The following is a 16,948-nucleotide window of genomic DNA, read 5'->3' on the forward strand; positions in this document are numbered from 1 at the left end:
ATGAGCAAGACCCTGATCCGCGGTGCGAAGGTGCTCGGCGGCGACCCGCGGGACGTGCTGATCGACGGCGGGACCGTCGCGGCCGTCGGCACCGGACTGAGCGCCGAGACCGTCGAGGGCGCCGAGGTCGTCGAGGCTGCAGGCAAGGTGCTGCTGCCCGGCCTGGTCGACCTGCACACCCATCTGCGCGAGCCGGGCCGCGAGGACTCCGAGACCGTGCTGACCGGCACCCGCGCGGCGGCGAGCGGCGGCTACACCGCCGTGTTCGCCATGGCCAACACCTTCCCGGTCGCCGACACCGCCGGCGTCGTCGAGCAGGTCTGGCGGCTCGGCAAGGAGCACGGCTACTGCGACGTACGGCCCATCGGTGCCGTCACCGTCGGCCTGGAGGGCAGCACGCTCGCCGAACTGGGCGCCATGCACGAGTCCGCGGCCGGCGTCACCGTCTTCTCCGACGACGGCAAGTGCGTCCACGACGCCGTGATCATGCGGCGCGCCCTGGAGTACGTGAAGGCCTTCGACGGCGTCGTCGCCCAGCACGCGCAGGAACCCCGGCTGACCGAGGGCGCCCAGATGAACGAGGGCGTCGTCTCCGCGGAGCTGGGCCTGGGCGGCTGGCCGGCCGTCGCCGAGGAGGCGATCATCGCCCGGGACGTCCTGCTCGCCGAGCACGTCGGTTCCCGCGTCCACATCTGCCACCTGTCGACGGCGGGCAGCGTCGAGATCGTGCGCTGGGCCAAGGCCCGCGGCATCCGCGTCACCGCCGAGGTCACCCCGCACCACCTGCTCCTCACCGACGAACTGGTGCGCACCTACAACCCGGTCTACAAGGTCAACCCGCCGCTGCGCACCGAGCGGGACGTCCTGGCGCTGCGCGAGGCGCTCGCCGACGGCACGATCGACATCGTCGCCACCGACCACGCCCCGCACCCGCACGAGGACAAGGACTGCGAGTGGGCGGCCGCGGCCATGGGCATGGTCGGCCTGGAGACCGCGTTGTCGGTGGTCCAGGAGACGATGGTCGACACGGGCCTGCTGGACTGGGCCGGCGTGGCCGACCGGATGTCCTTCGCCCCCGCGCGCATCGGACGGGCCGAGGGCCACGGCCGTCCCGTCTCGGTGGGTGAGCCCGCCAACCTCACCCTCGTCGACACGGCATACCGTGGTTCCGTGGACCCCGCGGGCTTCGCCTCGCGCAGCCGCAACACCCCGTACGAGGGCCGTGAGCTGCCGGGCCGTGTCACGCACACCTGGCTCCGGGGCACGGCCACGCTCGTCGACGGGAAGCTCACGTGACACCTGTAATCCTGCTGGCCGCCGAGAAACGATCGGCGGAAGTGACCGACTGGGCGGCCAGGATCGGCTGGGTCGTCGGACTCGCCCTCTTCGTCGCGCTCGTCTACTGGCTGATGCGCGAGGGCTGGAAGTGGCGCGGCACCCTCCAGAGCGACCTCCCCGGGCTGCCCACGACCCCGGACGACCCCGGCCCGGCGAAACTGAGCGCGAGCGGCCGCTACCACGGCTCCACCACCGCCGGTCAGTGGCTCGACCGCATCGTGGCGCACGGCCTGGGCACCCGCAGCCGGATGGAGCTCACCCTCACCGACGCGGGCCTGGACGTCGTACGCCCCGGAGCCGGCGACTTCTTCGTCCCGGCCGACGCGCTGCGCGGGGCCCGGCTCGACAAGGGCATCGCCGGCAAAGTGCTCACCGAGGGCGGTCTGCTCGTCGTCACCTGGGCACACGGCGAGCGGCTGATCGACTCCGGCTTCCGCTTCGACCACGCGGCCGACCACAACGAGTGGGTCCCGGCCATCAACTCCATGAGCAAGACGAACGTCACAACGGAAGGCGCCGAACGATGACAACCTCCACCCGGGGAACCACCTCTCGCAAGAAGGTGCTTCCCGCCGTACTCGTCCTGGAGGACGGCCGGGTCTTCCGCGGCCGTGCCTACGGGGCGGTGGGGGAGACCTTCGGCGAAGCGGTGTTCTCCACCGGGATGACCGGCTACCAGGAGACCCTCACCGACCCCTCCTACCACCGCCAGGTCGTCGTGATGACCACGCCGCACGTCGGCAACACCGGCGTCAACGACGACGACCCCGAGTCCCAGCGGATCTGGGTCGCCGGCTACGTCGTGCGCGACCCCGCGCGCGTGCCGTCCAACTGGCGCTCCCGCCGCGCCCTGGACGAGGAGCTCGCCGCCCAGGGCGTCGTCGGCATCAGCGGCATCGACACCCGCGCACTGACCCGGCACCTGCGCGAACGGGGCGCCATGCGCGTCGGCATCTTCAGCGGCGACGCCGTACGGGACGACGCCGCGCTGCTGGCCGACGTGCGGGAAGCCCCCGAGATGAAGGGCGCCGACCTCGCCGCCGAGGTCGCCACCACCGAGCCGTACGTCGTCCCCGCCGTCGGCCCCGACGGCGCTGCCCTCCCGGTCGGCACCGCGAAGTTCACCGTCGCCGCGATCGACCTCGGCATCAAGGGCATGACCGCCCAGCGCATGACACAGCGCGGCATCGAGGTGCACGTCCTGCCCGCGAACGCCACCCTCGACGACGTCTACGCCGTCAACCCCGACGGGGTGTTCTTCTCCAACGGCCCCGGCGACCCCGCCACCGCCGACCACCCCGTCTCCGTGATGAGGGGCGTCCTGGAGCGCGGCACCCCGCTCTTCGGGATCTGCTTCGGCAACCAGATCCTCGGCCGCGCCCTCGGCTTCGGCACCTACAAGCTGAAGTACGGCCACCGCGGCATCAACCAGCCGGTGCAGGACCGTAGGACCGGCAAGGTCGAGGTCACCTCGCACAACCACGGCTTCGCCGTCGACGCCCCGCTCGACAAGGTCTCCGACACCCCGTTCGGCCGGGTGGAGGTGTCCCACGTCTGCCTCAACGACAACGTGGTGGAGGGGCTCCGCCTGCTCGACCGGCCGGCCTTCAGCGTCCAGTACCACCCGGAAGCGGCAGCGGGCCCGCACGACGCCGCCTACCTGTTCGACCGCTTCGTATCCCTGATGGAGGGCCAGCGTGCCTAAGCGCACCGATATCCAGTCCGTCCTGGTCATCGGCTCCGGCCCGATCGTCATCGGCCAGGCCGCCGAGTTCGACTACTCCGGCACCCAGGCGTGCCGGGTGCTGAAGGCCGAGGGCCTGCGCGTCATCCTGGTCAACTCCAACCCGGCGACGATCATGACCGACCCGGAGATCGCCGACGCCACCTACGTCGAACCGATCACCCCGGAGTTCGTCGAGAAGATCATCGCCAAGGAGCAGCCGGACGCCCTGCTGCCCACCCTGGGCGGCCAGACGGCCCTGAACACCGCGATCTCCCTGCACGAGAACGGCGTCCTGGAGAAGTACGGCGTCGAGCTGATCGGCGCCAACGTGGAGGCCATCCACAAGGGCGAGGACCGCGACCTGTTCAAGGCGGTCGTGGAGGAGGTCCGCAAGAAGATCGGACACGGCGAGTCCGCCCGGTCCTACATCTGCCACTCCATGGACGACGTCCTCAAGGGCGTCGAGGAGCTCGGCGGCTACCCCGTCGTCGTCCGCCCGTCCTTCACCATGGGCGGCGCCGGCTCCGGCTTCGCCCACGACGAGGACGAACTGCGCCGCATCGCCGGACAGGGCCTCACCCTGTCGCCGACCACCGAGGTGCTCCTGGAGGAGTCCATCCTCGGCTGGAAGGAGTACGAGCTGGAGCTGATGCGCGACAAGCACGACAACGTCGTGGTCGTCTGCTCCATCGAGAACTTCGACCCCATGGGCGTGCACACCGGCGACTCGATCACCGTCGCGCCCGCGATGACGCTGACCGACCGCGAGTACCAGACCCTGCGGGACATCGGCATCGCCGTCATCCGCGAGGTCGGCGTCGACACCGGGGGCTGCAACATCCAGTTCGCGGTGAACCCCGAGGACGGGCGCGTCATCGTCATCGAGATGAACCCGCGTGTGTCGCGTTCCTCGGCCCTGGCCTCCAAGGCGACCGGATTCCCGATCGCCAAGATCGCCGCGAAGCTCGCCGTGGGCTACACCCTCGACGAGATCCCCAACGACATCACGAAGGAGACCCCGGCCTCCTTCGAGCCGGCCCTCGACTACGTCGTCGTCAAGGCCCCGCGGTTCGCCTTCGAGAAGTTCCCGAGCGCCGACTCCACCCTCACCACCACCATGAAGTCGGTCGGCGAGGCCATGGCGATCGGCCGCAACTTCACCGAGGCCCTCCAGAAGGCGCTGCGCTCGCTGGAGAAGAAGGGCAGCCGGTTCACCTTCGTGGGCGACCCCGGGGACAAGGCGATCCGCCTCGACGAGGCGATCCGCCCGACCGACGGCCGCATCAACGCGGTCATGCAGGCCATCCGCGCGGGAGCCACCCCCCAGGAGGTCTTCGACGCCACCAAGATCGACCCGTGGTTCGTCGACCAGCTCTTCCTCCTCAAGGAGATCGCCGACGAGCTCGCCGAGGCGCCCGAGCTGACCCGGGACCTGCTCGCCGAGGCCAAGCGGCACGGCTTCTCCGACGAGCAGATCAGCGAGATCCGCGGTCTGCGCGCGGACGTCGTCCGCGAGGTCCGGCACGCACTGGGCATCCGCCCGGTCTACAAGACGGTCGACACCTGTGCCGCCGAGTTCGCCGCGGACACGCCGTACTTCTACTCCTCCTACGACGAGGAGACCGAGGTCGCCCCGCGTGAGAAGCCCGCGGTGATCATCCTGGGCTCCGGCCCGAACCGCATCGGCCAGGGCATCGAGTTCGACTACTCCTGCGTCCACGCCTCCTTCGCACTGAGCGACGCCGGGTACGAGACCGTGATGGTCAACTGCAACCCGGAGACCGTCTCCACCGACTACGACACCTCCGACCGGCTCTACTTCGAGCCGCTCACCCTGGAGGACGTCCTGGAGATCGTCCACGCGGAGCAGCAGGCCGGACCGGTCGCGGGCGTGATCGTCCAGCTCGGCGGCCAGACCCCGCTGGGCTTGGCCCAGGCGCTGAAGGACAACGGTGTGCCGATCGTCGGCACACCCCCCGAGGCCATCCACGCCGCCGAGGACCGAGGGGCCTTCGGCCGCGTCCTGGCGGAGGCCGGCCTGCCGGCCCCCAAGCACGGCACCGCCACCACCTTCGCCGAGGCCAAGGCCATCGCCGACGAGATCGGCTACCCGGTCCTCGTGCGCCCGTCCTACGTGCTCGGCGGACGCGGCATGGAGATCGTCTACGACGAGAACCGGCTGGAGTCGTACATCGCCGAGTCGACCGAGATCAGCCCCTCCCGGCCGGTGCTGGTCGACCGGTTCCTCGACGACGCGGTCGAGATCGACGTCGACGCGCTGTACGACGGCGAGGAGCTCTACCTCGGCGGTGTCATGGAGCACATCGAGGAGGCCGGCATCCACTCCGGCGACTCGGCGTGCGCCCTGCCCCCGATCACGCTCGGCGGCTTCGACATCAAGCGGCTGCGCGCCTCCACCGAGGGCATCGCACGCGGGGTCGGTGTGCGCGGCCTGATCAACATCCAGTTCGCGCTGTCCGGCGACATCCTCTACGTCCTGGAGGCCAACCCGCGCGCCTCCCGCACCGTCCCCTTCACCTCGAAGGCGACCGCGGTGCCGCTGGCCAAGGCGGCCGCCCGGATCTCCCTCGGCGCGACCGTCGCCGAACTCCGCGCGGAGGGCCTGCTTCCCGCCCAGGGGGACGGCGGCACGCTGCCCCTGGACGCGCCGATCTCCGTCAAGGAGGCCGTCCTGCCGTGGTCACGCTTCCGCGACATCCACGGCCGCGGCGTCGACACGGTCCTCGGCCCGGAGATGCGCTCCACCGGCGAGGTCATGGGCATCGACTCCGTCTTCGGCACGGCCTACGCCAAGTCGCAGGCCGGCGCCTACGGGCCGCTGCCCACCCGGGGCCGCGCCTTCATCTCGGTCGCCAACCGGGACAAGCGCCTGATGATCTCCCCGGCGCGTGAACTGGTCGCCCACGGCTTCGAACTGCTCGCCACCTCCGGCACCGCCGAGGTCCTCAAGCGCAACGGCATCAACGCCACCGTGGTGCGCAAGCAGTCCGAGGGCACCGGCCCGAACGGAGAGAAGACCATCGTCCAGCTGATCCACGACGGCGAGGTCGACCTCATCGTCAACACGCCGTACGGCACCGGCGGCCGTCTCGACGGCTACGACATCCGTACGGCTGCGGTGGCGCGGTCCGTGCCGTGCCTGACGACGGTCCAGGCGCTCGCCGCGGCGGTCCAGGGCATCGACGCCCTCAACCGCGGCGAGGTGGGCGTCCGCTCGCTCCAGGAACACGCGCACCATCTGACAGCGGCCCGCGACTAGGGCCGAGCCGCCGGAGGGGGACACCGATGACGGTGTCCCCCTCTTCATGAGGACCACCTGGGACAGGACACCCGATGTACACGTACTTCTTCCGCCTGATCTTCCGGCGCATGGACCCGGAGCGGGCCCACCGGCTGGCCTTCCGCTGGATCCGCCGCGTGGCCGGCATCCCCGTGCTGCGCACCTTCGTCGCCGCCGTGCTCGCCCCCCGCATCAAGGAACTGCGCACCGAGGCGTTCGGGCTGCGTCTGCACAGCCCCTTCGGACTCGCCGCCGGCTTCGACAAGAACGCCGTCGGCGTCGACGGGATGGCTATGCTCGGCTTCGACCACGTCGAGATCGGCACGGTGACCGGGGAACCGCAGCCCGGGAACCCCGGGAAGCGGTTGTTCCGGCTGGTGCCGGACCGGGCGCTGATCAACCGCATGGGATTCAACAACGAGGGCTCGCTGGCCGTCGCCGCCCGCCTGGCCTCCCGCACACCCGTCTTCCGGACCGTGGTGGGCGTCAACATCGGCAAGACCAAGGCGGTGCCGGAGGACGAGGCCGTCGCGGACTACGTGAAGTCCGCCGAGCGGCTGGCACCGTACGCCGACTACCTGGTGGTCAACGTCTCCTCCCCGAACACGCCGGGGCTGCGCGACCTCCAGGCCGCGGACCGGCTGCGCCCGCTGCTGGGCGCCGTCCGCGAGGCCGCCGACCGCAGCGCCCCCGGCCGCCGGGTACCGCTGCTGGTCAAGATCGCCCCCGATCTCGCCGACGAGGACATCGACACGGTCGCCGACCTCGCCGTCGAACTCGGCCTGGACGGGATCATCGCCACCAACACCACCATCGCGCGCGCGGAACTCTCCCTGACCTCCGAGCCCGCCCTGGTCGCGGAGACCGGGGGCCTGTCCGGCGCTCCGTTGAAGGCACGCTCCCTGGAGGTGCTGCGCCGCCTGTACGCGCGCGTGGGGGACCGGATCACCCTGATCGGGGTCGGCGGCATCGAGAACGCCGAGGACGCCTGGCAGCGCATCCTGGCCGGCGCCACGCTGGTCCAGGGCTACAGCGCCCTCATCTACGAGGGCCCCTTCTGGAGCCGTGCCGTCCACAAGGGACTCGCCGCGCGGCTTCGCACCAGTCCGTACAGCACGCTCGCCGACGCGGTGGGCGCCGACGTGAGGAAGACGGCATGAGCGGACTCGACCCCTTCGGCGCGCGCCTGCGCCGTGCCATGGACGCGCGCGGTCCGCTGTGCGTCGGCATCGACCCGCACGCCTCCCTGCTCGCCGAGTGGGGCCTGAACGACGACGTGGCCGGTCTGGAGCGGTTCAGCCGCACGGTCGTCGAGGCGGTCGCGGACCGGGTCGCCGTGCTCAAGCCGCAGAGCGCTTTCTTCGAGCGCTTCGGCTCACGCGGCGTCGCGGTACTGGAGAGGTCGGTCGCCGAGGCACGGGAGGCCGGCGCGCTGGTCGTCATGGACGCCAAGCGCGGCGACATCGGCTCGACCATGGCGGCCTACGCCGAGTCCTTCCTGCACCGGGACTCCCCGCTGTTCTCGGACGCGCTGACCGTCTCCCCCTACCTCGGCTACGGCTCGCTGAGCCCGGCGGTGGAGACGGCCCGGGAGAACGGCGCGGGACTGTTCGTCCTGGCGCTGACCTCCAACCCGGAGGGCGGTGAGGTGCAGCACGCGGTGCGCCCCGACGGGCGCAGCGTCGCGGCGACCGTGCTCGCCCACCTGGCCGCCGAGAACGCGGGGGAGGCGCCCCTGGGGTCCTTCGGCGCGGTGGTCGGCGCGACGCTCGGCGACCTGTCGTCGTACGACCTGGAGATCAACGGTCCGCTTCTCGCCCCCGGCATCGGTGCCCAGGGGGCCACGGCGGCGGATCTCCCGGCGGTCTTCGGGAAGGCGGTGCGCAATGTCGTGCCGAACGTGAGCCGGGGCGTGTTGCGCCACGGTGCCGATGTGGTCGCGCTGCGTGACGCCGCGGAGCGGTTCGCGGAGGAGATCAGGGCGGCCGTGGCACCGGCTTGAGCCTCCGACGAGGGACGCAGGAGCCTGCCGAGGCCTGGACAGGGTGACAAATCCAGGGCGATTTGCCCCAAATGTTTGCCCTGATCGAGGCTGACCTGGACTTTTCCGCTGTTCTCGCTGACTCTGGCGGAGTTGGACGCTAGTCTCCGACGGAGAGTGAACGGGTAAGAGTATGTTGCCCGTGGCTCCCAGGTGTGGGGCGACCAGGTTCCTCACCGGTCCGTATCCGACAGTTCGACATCCGAGGTGACGTAGGCGTGGCTCTTCCGCCCCTTACCCCTGAACAGCGCGCAGCCGCGCTCGAAAAGGCCGCCGCGGCTCGCCGGGAGCGGGCCGAGGTCAAGAATCGACTCAAGCACTCCGGTGCCTCCCTCCACGAGGTCATCAAGCAGGGCCAGGAGAACGACGTCATCGGCAAGATGAAGGTCTCCGCGCTGCTCGAGTCCCTGCCGGGCGTGGGCAAAGTCCGCGCCAAGCAGATCATGGAGCGACTGGGCATCTCCGAGAGCCGCCGGGTGCGCGGCCTCGGCTCCAACCAGATCGCCTCCCTGGAGCGCGAGTTCGGCAGCACCGGCTCCTGAGTACCGGGCGGCCCGGGACCGGCGTCCCGGGCACCCCGGGATTGCTGGAATAATCGCCGCATGGCTGCAACACCCCGGGGGACGACCCCCGCACCCCCGGACGCTCGTCCGCGGCTGACCGTGCTCTCCGGCCCCTCGGGGGTCGGCAAGAGCACGGTCGTCGCCCATATGCGCAAGGCCCACCCCGAGGTGTGGCTCTCGGTGTCGGCGACGACCCGCAAGCCGCGCCCCGGGGAACAGCACGGGGTCCACTACTTCTTCGTCACCGACGACGAGATGGACAAGCTGATCGCCAACGGCGAGCTGCTGGAGTGGGCCGAGTTCGCGGGCAACCGCTACGGCACCCCCCGCGCGGCGGTGCTGGAGCACCTGGAGTCGGGCCTGCCCGTCCTCCTGGAGATCGACCTCCAGGGCGCCCGGCAGGTCCGTACGTCCATGTCCGAGGCCCAGCTGGTGTTCCTGGCCCCGCCCTCCTGGGAGGAGCTGGTGCGTCGGCTCACGGGCAGGGGCACCGAGTCGCCCGAGGTGGTCGAGCGCCGGCTGGAGGCCGCGAAGATCGAACTGGCCGCCGAGCCGGAGTTCGACACGACCCTGGTCAACACCTCCGTCGAGGACGTGGCTCGCGAGCTGCTAGCCTTGATGAACGTCGTGTGATCGTCAGCGTTTCCTCAGCGACCGTCCCACGATCACGCAGACCTCATCTGCACCCATCTTTCCCATCCATCGGAAGGTAGAGCGTGTCCTCTTCCATCTCCACGCCCGAGGGCATCATCAACCCGCCGATCGACGAGCTTCTCGAGGCCACGGACTCGAAGTACAGCCTCGTGATCTACGCGGCCAAGCGGGCTCGCCAGATCAACGCGTACTACTCGCAGCTCGGTGAAGGGCTCCTCGAGTACGTCGGTCCCCTCGTCGACACCCACGTCCACGAGAAGCCGCTCTCGATCGCCCTGCGTGAGATCAACGCGGGACTGCTGACCTCCGAGGCCGTCGAAGGCCCCGCTCAGTAAGTCGTACCGTCGCGCAGTCATTCGGTACTGCGGTCGCAACGTCGTATCAGCGACTCTCAACCGACTTTTCCACAGGCCCGGCAGCACGGCTGCCGGGCCTGTGATCTTGTTGGGGGGAGTGAGGACCGTTCCCCGCGGTGGTGCAGCATGAGAGGTGTGCGCCCGCCCGAGGCGCGCACAGGGGCCGGGCAACCGGAAAGAGCCGGAAAGAGACGGAAAGAGACGGAGAGGCATGGACAAGCCGAAGGTCGTTCTGGGCGTCACCGGCGGCATCGCCGCGTACAAGGCCTGTGAGCTGCTCAGGCGGCTGACGGAGTCGGGGCACGACGTGCGTGTCGTCCCCACCGCCTCCGCGCTGCACTTCGTCGGCGCCGCCACTTGGTCCGCGCTCTCCGGGAACCCGGTCACGACCGAGGTCTGGGACGACGTCCACGAGGTGCCGCACGTCCGTATCGGGCAGCGTGCCGACCTGGTGGTCGTCGCCCCGGCCACCGCGGACATTCTGGCGAAGGCGGCGCACGGCCTGGCCGACGACCTCCTCACCAACACCCTGCTCACCGCCCGCTGCCCGGTGGTCTTCGCCCCCGCCATGCACACCGAGATGTGGGAGCACCCGGCCACCCGGGAGAACGTGGCGACCCTGCGCCGGCGCGGTGCCGTGGTCATCGAGCCGGCGGTCGGCCGGCTCACCGGCGTGGACACCGGCAAGGGCCGGCTGCCCGACCCCGGCGAGATATTCGAGGTCTGCCGCCGGGTGCTGGCCCGGGGTGCGACCGAGCCCGACCTCGAGGGACGGCATGTCGTGGTCAGCGCCGGCGGCACCCGCGAGCCCCTCGACCCGGTCCGCTTCCTCGGCAACCGCTCCTCCGGCAAGCAGGGCTACGCCCTCGCCCGTACCGCCGCCGCGCGGGGCGCGCGCGTCACGCTGATCGCCGCCAACGCGTCCCTGCCCGACCCCGCGGGGGTCGACGTCGTCCCCGTCGGGACCGCCGTGGAGCTGCGTGCGGAAGTACTGCGTGCCGCCGCCGACGCCGACGCGGTGGTCATGGCCGCCGCCGTCGCCGACTTCCGGCCCGCGGCCTACGCGGCCGGCAAGATCAAGAAGAAGGACGGCCAGGAGCCCGAGCCCGTCACCCTGGTGCGCAACCCGGACGTCCTCGCCGAGATCTCCGCCGACCGGGCCCGCCCCGGACAGGTGATCGTGGGCTTCGCCGCGGAGACGGACGACGTACTCGCCAACGGCCGCGCCAAGCTGAAGCGCAAGGGCTGCGATCTGCTCGTGGTCAATGAGGTCGGCGAGGACAGGACGTTCGGCTCGGAGGAGAACGAGGCGGTGGTGCTGGGGGCCGACGGCAGCGAGACGCCGGTGGCCCACGGCCCCAAGGAAGCCCTGGCCGACACGGTCTGGGACCTGGTCGCCGAACGCCTGGGCTGAACGGGAACATCCGGTGTACGGGCCGGAAATGCCGCCCGCCGGGGTGTGGCGCCTCTGGCCAACCCGCCTCGGCATGGGCAGAATGCCCGTGCCGCAGGTCATGGCGCTCCCGAGAGGCGAGACAGGGGGCCCCGTGTCGAGGCGCGACAGATAAACTGTTCCACGGACGGCGTGAGGTGCAGCCCCCGCCGTCCGCCAATGATCAGCCAGCAGCCGCTGCAACCCCAGGGAGCGTTGTGTCCCGTCGTCTCTTCACCTCGGAGTCCGTGACCGAGGGTCACCCCGACAAGATCGCTGACCAGATCAGCGACACCATTCTTGACGCACTCCTCCGTGAGGACCCGACCTCGCGCGTCGCCGTCGAGACCCTGATCACCACCGGCCTGGTGCACGTGGCCGGAGAGGTCACGACCAAGGCTTACGCGCCGATCCCGCAGCTGGTGCGGGAGAAGATCCTGGAGATCGGCTACGACTCCTCGAAGAAGGGCTTCGACGGCGCCTCCTGTGGCGTGTCGGTGTCGATCGGGGCCCAGTCCCCGGACATCGCGCAGGGTGTCGACACCGCGTACGAGAGCCGGGTCGAAGGTGCCGCCGCAGGTGGGGAAACGGACGAACTCGACAAGCAGGGCGCCGGCGACCAGGGGCTGATGTTCGGCTACGCGTCGGACGAGACGCCGACGCTGATGCCGCTGCCGATCTTCCTCGCGCACCGCCTGTCCAAGCGCCTGTCCGACGTGCGCAAGAACGGCACGATCCCCTACCTGCGCCCGGACGGCAAGACCCAGGTCACCATCGAGTACGACGGCGACAAGGCGGTCCGCCTCGACACCGTGGTCGTCTCCTCCCAGCACGCCTCCGACATCGACCTCGAGTCGCTGCTCGCCCCGGACATCCGCGAGTTCGTCGTGGAGCCGGAGCTGAAGGCGCTGCTGGACGAGGGCATCAAGCTGGACACCGAGAAGTACCGTCTGCTGGTCAACCCCACCGGCCGCTTCGAGATCGGCGGACCGATGGGCGACGCGGGCCTCACCGGCCGCAAGATCATCATCGACACCTACGGCGGTATGGCCCGGCACGGCGGCGGCGCCTTCTCCGGCAAGGACCCCTCCAAGGTGGACCGCTCGGCGGCGTACGCGATGCGCTGGGTCGCCAAGAACGTGGTCGCGGCCGGCCTGGCCGCCCGCTGCGAGGTCCAGGTGGCGTACGCCATCGGCAAGGCCGAGCCGGTCGGTCTGTTCGTGGAGACCTTCGGCACCGCCAAGGTCGACACCGAGCTGATCGAGCGGGCGATCGACGAGGTGTTCGACCTCCGTCCGGCCGCCATCATCCGCGACCTGGACCTGCTCCGCCCGATCTACTCGCAGACCGCCGCCTACGGCCACTTCGGCCGGGAGCTGCCCGACTTCACCTGGGAGCGCACCGACCGCGTGGACGCGCTGCGCAAGGCGGCGGGTCTGTAGACCGCACGCCCGCACCCACGGCACGTCCGCCGAGGCCCGGCGCCCCTTCGGGGGCGCCGGGCCTCGGCGCGTTCCCGGGAGGTGGGAACGCCGCCGGTTGTCAGTCGCGTTTGGTAAGAATGCAAGCGTGAGCAGCGAGAACGGGCAGGTGGACGGTGGTGCGCGGGGCGCCCCGCCGGAGCAGCTCGCGCTCATCCGCGAGACCGTGAGCAAGGCGGACACGCCCCGGGCCAAGCCGCGGACCTGGCGGGGCGCCGCGCTCGCCAGGGAACTGCCGGTCGCGCGCGTCCTGGTCGACAAGGGCGTGCTGCACCTCGACCGGTACTTCGACTACGCGGTGCCCGAGGAACTCGACGCCGACGCGCAGCCGGGCGTACGCGTGCGGGTGCGGTTCGGGGCCGGCCGGCACCGGGTGCGCGAGGGACGCCGCGAGGGCGGGGGGCTGATCGACGGGTTCCTCGTCGAGCGACTCGCCGAGTCCGACTACTCCGGCCCGCTGGCCGCCCTCGCCCAGGTGGTGTCGCCCGAGCCGGTCCTGAGCGAGGAGCTGCTGGGGCTGGCCCGCGCGGTCGCCGACCGGTACGCGGGCAGCCTCGCCGACGTGCTTCAGCTCGCCGTGCCGCCGCGCAACGCCCGCGCCGAGCGGCGTCCCTCGCCCGACCCCGCGCCGCCGCCCCCGATGCCCGAGCCGGGCTCCTGGTCCCGGTACGAACAGGGGGAGGCCTTCCTCCGGTCGCTGGCCTCCGGCGGCGCTCCGCGCGCCGTGTGGAACGCGCTGCCCGGACCGCTGTGGAGCGAGGAACTGGCCCGTGCCGTCGCGGCGACGCTGGCCTCGGGGCGCGGCGCGCTCGTCGTCCTGCCGGACGGACGAACCGTCGCCCGTGTCGACGCCGCGCTCACCGAGCTCCTCGGCGAGGGACGGCATGCCGTACTGACCGCCGACGCCGGACCCGAGAAGCGGTACGCGCAGTGGCTCGCCGTGCGGCGGGGATCCGTGCGCGCCGTGATCGGCACCCGGGCGGCGATGTTCGCGCCCGTCCGGGATCTCGGACTGATCGCGCTCTGGGACGACGGCGACACCAGCCACAGCGAGCAGCACGCCCCGCAGCCGCATGCGCGAGAAGTGCTGCTGCTGCGGGCGGCACAGGACAAGTGCGGCTTCCTGCTGGGGAGCTGGAGCTGCACGGTGGAGGCCGCCCAGCTGGTCGAGACCGGCTGGGCCGGACCGCTGGTCGCCGGGAGGGACCGGGTGCGGGCCGCCGCGCCGCTGGTGCGGACCGTCGGCGACGGGGACCTTGCGCGGGACGAGGCCGCCCGTGCCGCCCGGCTGCCGACGCTCGCCTGGCAGACCGTCAGGGAGGGGCTGCGGCACGGGCCGGTGCTCGTGCAGGTGCCCCGGCGCGGCTATGTCCCCCGGATGGCGTGCGCCAACTGCCGTACCCCGGCGCGGTGCCGGCACTGCTCCGGGCCGCTGGAGGCGCACGGTGCCGACGATCTGCGGTGCGGGTGGTGCGGGCGTGAGGAGGCCGGCTGGCACTGCCCGGAGTGCGGCGGGTTCCGGCTGCGGGCCCAGGTGGTGGGGGCCCGCCGGACCGCCGAGGAGCTGGGGCGGGCCTTCCCCGCCGTGCCGGTGCGCACCTCAGGGCGCGAGCATGTGCTGGACACGGTGCCGGGCGCGCCCGCGCTGGTGGTGAGCACACCCGGGGCCGAGCCGGTCGCGGAGGGCGGCTACGCGGCGGCGCTGCTGCTGGACGGCTGGGCGATGCTGGGCCGGCCCGACCTGCGGGCCGCGGAGGACGCGCTGCGCCGGTGGATCGGTGCGGCGGCGCTGGTGCGTCCGCAGGCGGCCGGCGGCACGGTGGTGGTGATCGCCGAGCCGACGCTGCGGCCCGTGCAGGCGCTGGTGCGGTGGGACCCGGTGGGACACGCGGTGCGGGAGCTGAGTGAGCGGACCGAGCTGGGCTTTCCGCCGGTGTCGCGGATGGCGGCCGTGTCGGGACCGGGGGAGGCCGTGGCGGAGTTTCTCCGCGCGGCCGAACTGCCGGGGGAGGCGGAGGTACTGGGACCCGTCCCGTTGCCCCTCGCCCCCGCCGATCGCCCCCGGCGACCAGGCGGTTCGCCGCCCGGGGACCACTGGGAGCGGGCGCTGATCCGGGTACCGCCGGGCAGGGGAGCGGCGCTCACCGGCGCACTGAAGTCGGCCCAGGCGGCGCGTATGGCCCGCGGGGGCGAGGCGCCGGTACGGGTGCGGATCGACCCACCCGACATCGGCTGAACGGCGCCGTACGACCGTCGGTCAGCCGTTGCGGGGGCCCGGGAAGGTCGGGGGAGCGGGGAACACCGTGGGGCGGGGGTCGTTACGGAGGGACGAACTGCTCGCTGTGGGCTGGGTCGGCATGGAACGGGCGGCCGGGACCGTCGGCACGGTGGAGACTCCGGCGCCCACGTTGACCGTGCGGTTCCCCGACGGCTCCGCGGTGCGCTCCGCCTCCACGGCCGGGGCGGTCCGGGCGGCCGCGGCGCGGCGGGCCCCGTAGCGGCGGTGCACCGCCTGCTTGGTGACGCCGAGCGCGGATCCCACCGCGTCCCACGAGAAGCCCAGCGAACGGTCGAAGTCGACGGCCGCGGTGACCAGGGTCTCGACGCTGTCCCGCAGCTCCTGGGCGAGGCGGACCGTCGGAGCCGGGGCACGTCCGTAGACGACGAAGCCCGTGGAGGGGCCGGAGCGGCGCGGGCGGTAGACGTTGCCCAGCTGGGCGGTGAGCGTGCGCAGTGCGTCCACCTGTCGGCGGACCCGCTCGATGTCCCGCACCAGCAAGTGCAGGCTGGCGCGAGCCTGGGCGTCGTGGGTTGCGTGGTCGGCCATGAAGAAGCCTCTCGAGCCGGCGTTGAAAGGAACGGGCCGCGTCCGGGCCCGATGTGGTCAACTCTTCCTTGACCAACGCGGATTCGCCCCGTGAGTCACGGGGTAGGGGCGCGGCGGCATATGCGTGCGCCCCCGTGCGGGAGCGTGCGCCTCGGCTTCGTCCGGCGCGTCGTCCCCCCATAGACTGGTGCGCTGCCCGCATCCGTCCCTGCCCGAGAGGCCCGAACCACTCCATGAAGCTCGTCTTCGCCGGTACCCCCGAGGTCGCCGTTCCCGCCCTGGACGCTCTTCTCGCTTCGGAGCGGCACGAGGTGGCCGCCGTCGTCACCCGGCCCGACGCGCCGGCCGGGCGGGGCCGCAGGCTGGTGGCCTCTCCGGTCGCCGAGCGGGCGCGAGAGGCCGGGATCGAGGTGCTCAAGCCCGTGAAGCCCCGGGACCCGGAGTTCCTGGAGCGGCTGCGCGAGATCGCCCCCGACTGCTGCCCCGTCGTCGCCTACGGCGCCCTGCTGCCCCGGGCCGCCCTCGACATCCCGGAGCGAGGCTGGGTCAACCTGCACTTCTCGCTGCTGCCCGCCTGGCGCGGTGCGGCGCCCGTGCAGCACGCCGTCATGGCGGGGGACGAGATCACCGGTGCGTCCACCTTCCTCATCGAGGAAGGGCTCGACTCCGGGCCGGTCTACGGCACCGTCACCGAGGAGATCCGCCCCACCGACACCAGTGGCGACCTGCTCACCCGGCTCGCCTTCGCCGGTGCCGGGCTGCTCGCCGCGACCATGGACGGCATCGCGGACGGCACCCTGAAGGCCGTACCGCAGCCCGCCGACGGGGTCACCCTCGCCCCGAAGGTCTCCGTCGAGGACGCCCACGTCGACTGGAACGCCCCGGCCCTGCGCGTCGGCCGGATCGTGCGCGGCTGTACCCCCGCGCCCGGCGCCTGGACCACCTTCCGGGGCGAGCGGCTCAAGCTCGTCCAGGTCGTCCCCGCTCCCGACCGCACGGACCTCGCCCCGGGCCGGGTGTCCGCGGGCAAGAACAACGTGTACGTCGGCACCGGTTCGCACGCCGTGGAGCTGCTGTGGGTGCAGGCCCAGGGCAAGAAGCCGATGCGGGCGGCGGACTGGGCGCGCGGCGCGCGGATCGGCGCGGAGGAGACAATGGGCGCCTGACACCGCGGGACCCCGGCCCCCTTGACGACGTAGGCTGGACCGCGCACTTCACCCCACACCCGG

Annotated in this window: 14 protein-coding genes; 13 read left to right on the plus strand and 1 reads right to left on the minus strand. The window is 71.9% G+C overall.

Features of this window, described 5'->3' with window-relative positions; all coding sequences use genetic code 11:
• From JL475_RS08320 to JL475_RS08375, 12 genes are all read left to right on the plus strand, one after another.
• Positions 1-1,296 carry a dihydroorotase gene (locus tag JL475_RS08320; protein WP_202276783.1) on the plus strand — a complete coding sequence of 432 codons (1,296 nt, stop codon included), beginning with the start codon at positions 1-3 and terminating at the stop codon, positions 1,294-1,296.
• Positions 1,293-1,865 (plus strand): hypothetical protein, encoded by a 573-nt coding sequence (locus tag JL475_RS08325; RefSeq protein ID WP_202276784.1) that lies wholly within the window; start codon positions 1,293-1,295, stop codon positions 1,863-1,865. The genes JL475_RS08320 and JL475_RS08325 overlap by 4 nt, the downstream gene beginning before the upstream one ends.
• Positions 1,862-3,043 carry a glutamine-hydrolyzing carbamoyl-phosphate synthase small subunit gene (gene carA, locus JL475_RS08330; protein ID WP_202276785.1) on the plus strand — a complete coding sequence of 394 codons (1,182 nt, stop codon included), beginning with the start codon at positions 1,862-1,864 and terminating at the stop codon, positions 3,041-3,043. The genes JL475_RS08325 and carA overlap by 4 nt, the downstream gene beginning before the upstream one ends.
• Complete coding sequence (gene carB, locus JL475_RS08335) at positions 3,036-6,344, plus strand: carbamoyl-phosphate synthase large subunit (protein WP_202276786.1); 3,309 nt, start codon at positions 3,036-3,038, stop codon at positions 6,342-6,344. The genes carA and carB overlap by 8 nt, the downstream gene beginning before the upstream one ends.
• 74 nt (positions 6,345-6,418) lie before the next feature.
• Positions 6,419-7,525: a quinone-dependent dihydroorotate dehydrogenase gene (locus tag JL475_RS08340; protein ID WP_202276787.1), complete on the plus strand. Its 1,107-nt coding sequence runs from the start codon at positions 6,419-6,421 to the stop codon at positions 7,523-7,525.
• Positions 7,522-8,367, plus strand: coding sequence for an orotidine-5'-phosphate decarboxylase (pyrF, locus tag JL475_RS08345; RefSeq protein ID WP_202276788.1), 846 nt, complete (start codon positions 7,522-7,524; stop codon positions 8,365-8,367). The genes JL475_RS08340 and pyrF overlap by 4 nt, the downstream gene beginning before the upstream one ends.
• A gap of 257 nt (positions 8,368-8,624) precedes the next feature.
• Complete coding sequence (locus tag JL475_RS08350; RefSeq protein WP_003977346.1) at positions 8,625-8,948, plus strand: integration host factor; 324 nt, start codon at positions 8,625-8,627, stop codon at positions 8,946-8,948.
• Positions 8,949-9,008: 60 nt separating this feature from the next.
• Positions 9,009-9,602, plus strand: coding sequence for a guanylate kinase (gmk, locus tag JL475_RS08355; RefSeq protein ID WP_202276789.1), 594 nt, complete (start codon positions 9,009-9,011; stop codon positions 9,600-9,602).
• An 83-nt stretch (positions 9,603-9,685) separates the two neighbouring features.
• Entirely contained in the window at positions 9,686-9,958 is a 273-nt protein-coding gene (gene rpoZ / locus JL475_RS08360; RefSeq protein ID WP_006382157.1) for a DNA-directed RNA polymerase subunit omega, read from the plus strand.
• Positions 9,959-10,190: 232 nt separating this feature from the next.
• Entirely contained in the window at positions 10,191-11,393 is a 1,203-nt protein-coding gene (gene coaBC / locus JL475_RS08365) for a bifunctional phosphopantothenoylcysteine decarboxylase/phosphopantothenate--cysteine ligase CoaBC (RefSeq protein WP_202276790.1), read from the plus strand.
• Between the two features lie 236 nt (positions 11,394-11,629).
• On the plus strand, positions 11,630-12,853 hold the full coding sequence (gene metK / locus JL475_RS08370; protein WP_202276791.1) for a methionine adenosyltransferase: 1,224 nt from the start codon (positions 11,630-11,632) through the stop codon (positions 12,851-12,853).
• Positions 12,854-12,980: 127 nt separating this feature from the next.
• Positions 12,981-15,128: a primosomal protein N' gene (locus JL475_RS08375; protein WP_202276792.1), complete on the plus strand. Its 2,148-nt coding sequence runs from the start codon at positions 12,981-12,983 to the stop codon at positions 15,126-15,128.
• Between the two features lie 21 nt (positions 15,129-15,149).
• On the opposite strand, the gene JL475_RS08380 is transcribed toward JL475_RS08375, so the two are convergent.
• Positions 15,150-15,719 (minus strand): hypothetical protein, encoded by a 570-nt coding sequence (locus JL475_RS08380; RefSeq protein ID WP_202276793.1) that lies wholly within the window; start codon positions 15,717-15,719, stop codon positions 15,150-15,152.
• Between the two features lie 233 nt (positions 15,720-15,952).
• Here JL475_RS08380 and fmt point away from each other — a divergent pair, with 233 nt between their 5' ends.
• Entirely contained in the window at positions 15,953-16,885 is a 933-nt protein-coding gene (fmt, locus tag JL475_RS08385) for a methionyl-tRNA formyltransferase (RefSeq protein WP_202276794.1), read from the plus strand.
• Positions 16,886-16,948: the final 63 nt, after the last annotated feature.

The organism is Streptomyces sp. M2CJ-2 (assembly GCF_016757295.1).
Classification (GTDB): Bacteria; Actinomycetota; Actinomycetes; order Streptomycetales; family Streptomycetaceae; genus Streptomyces.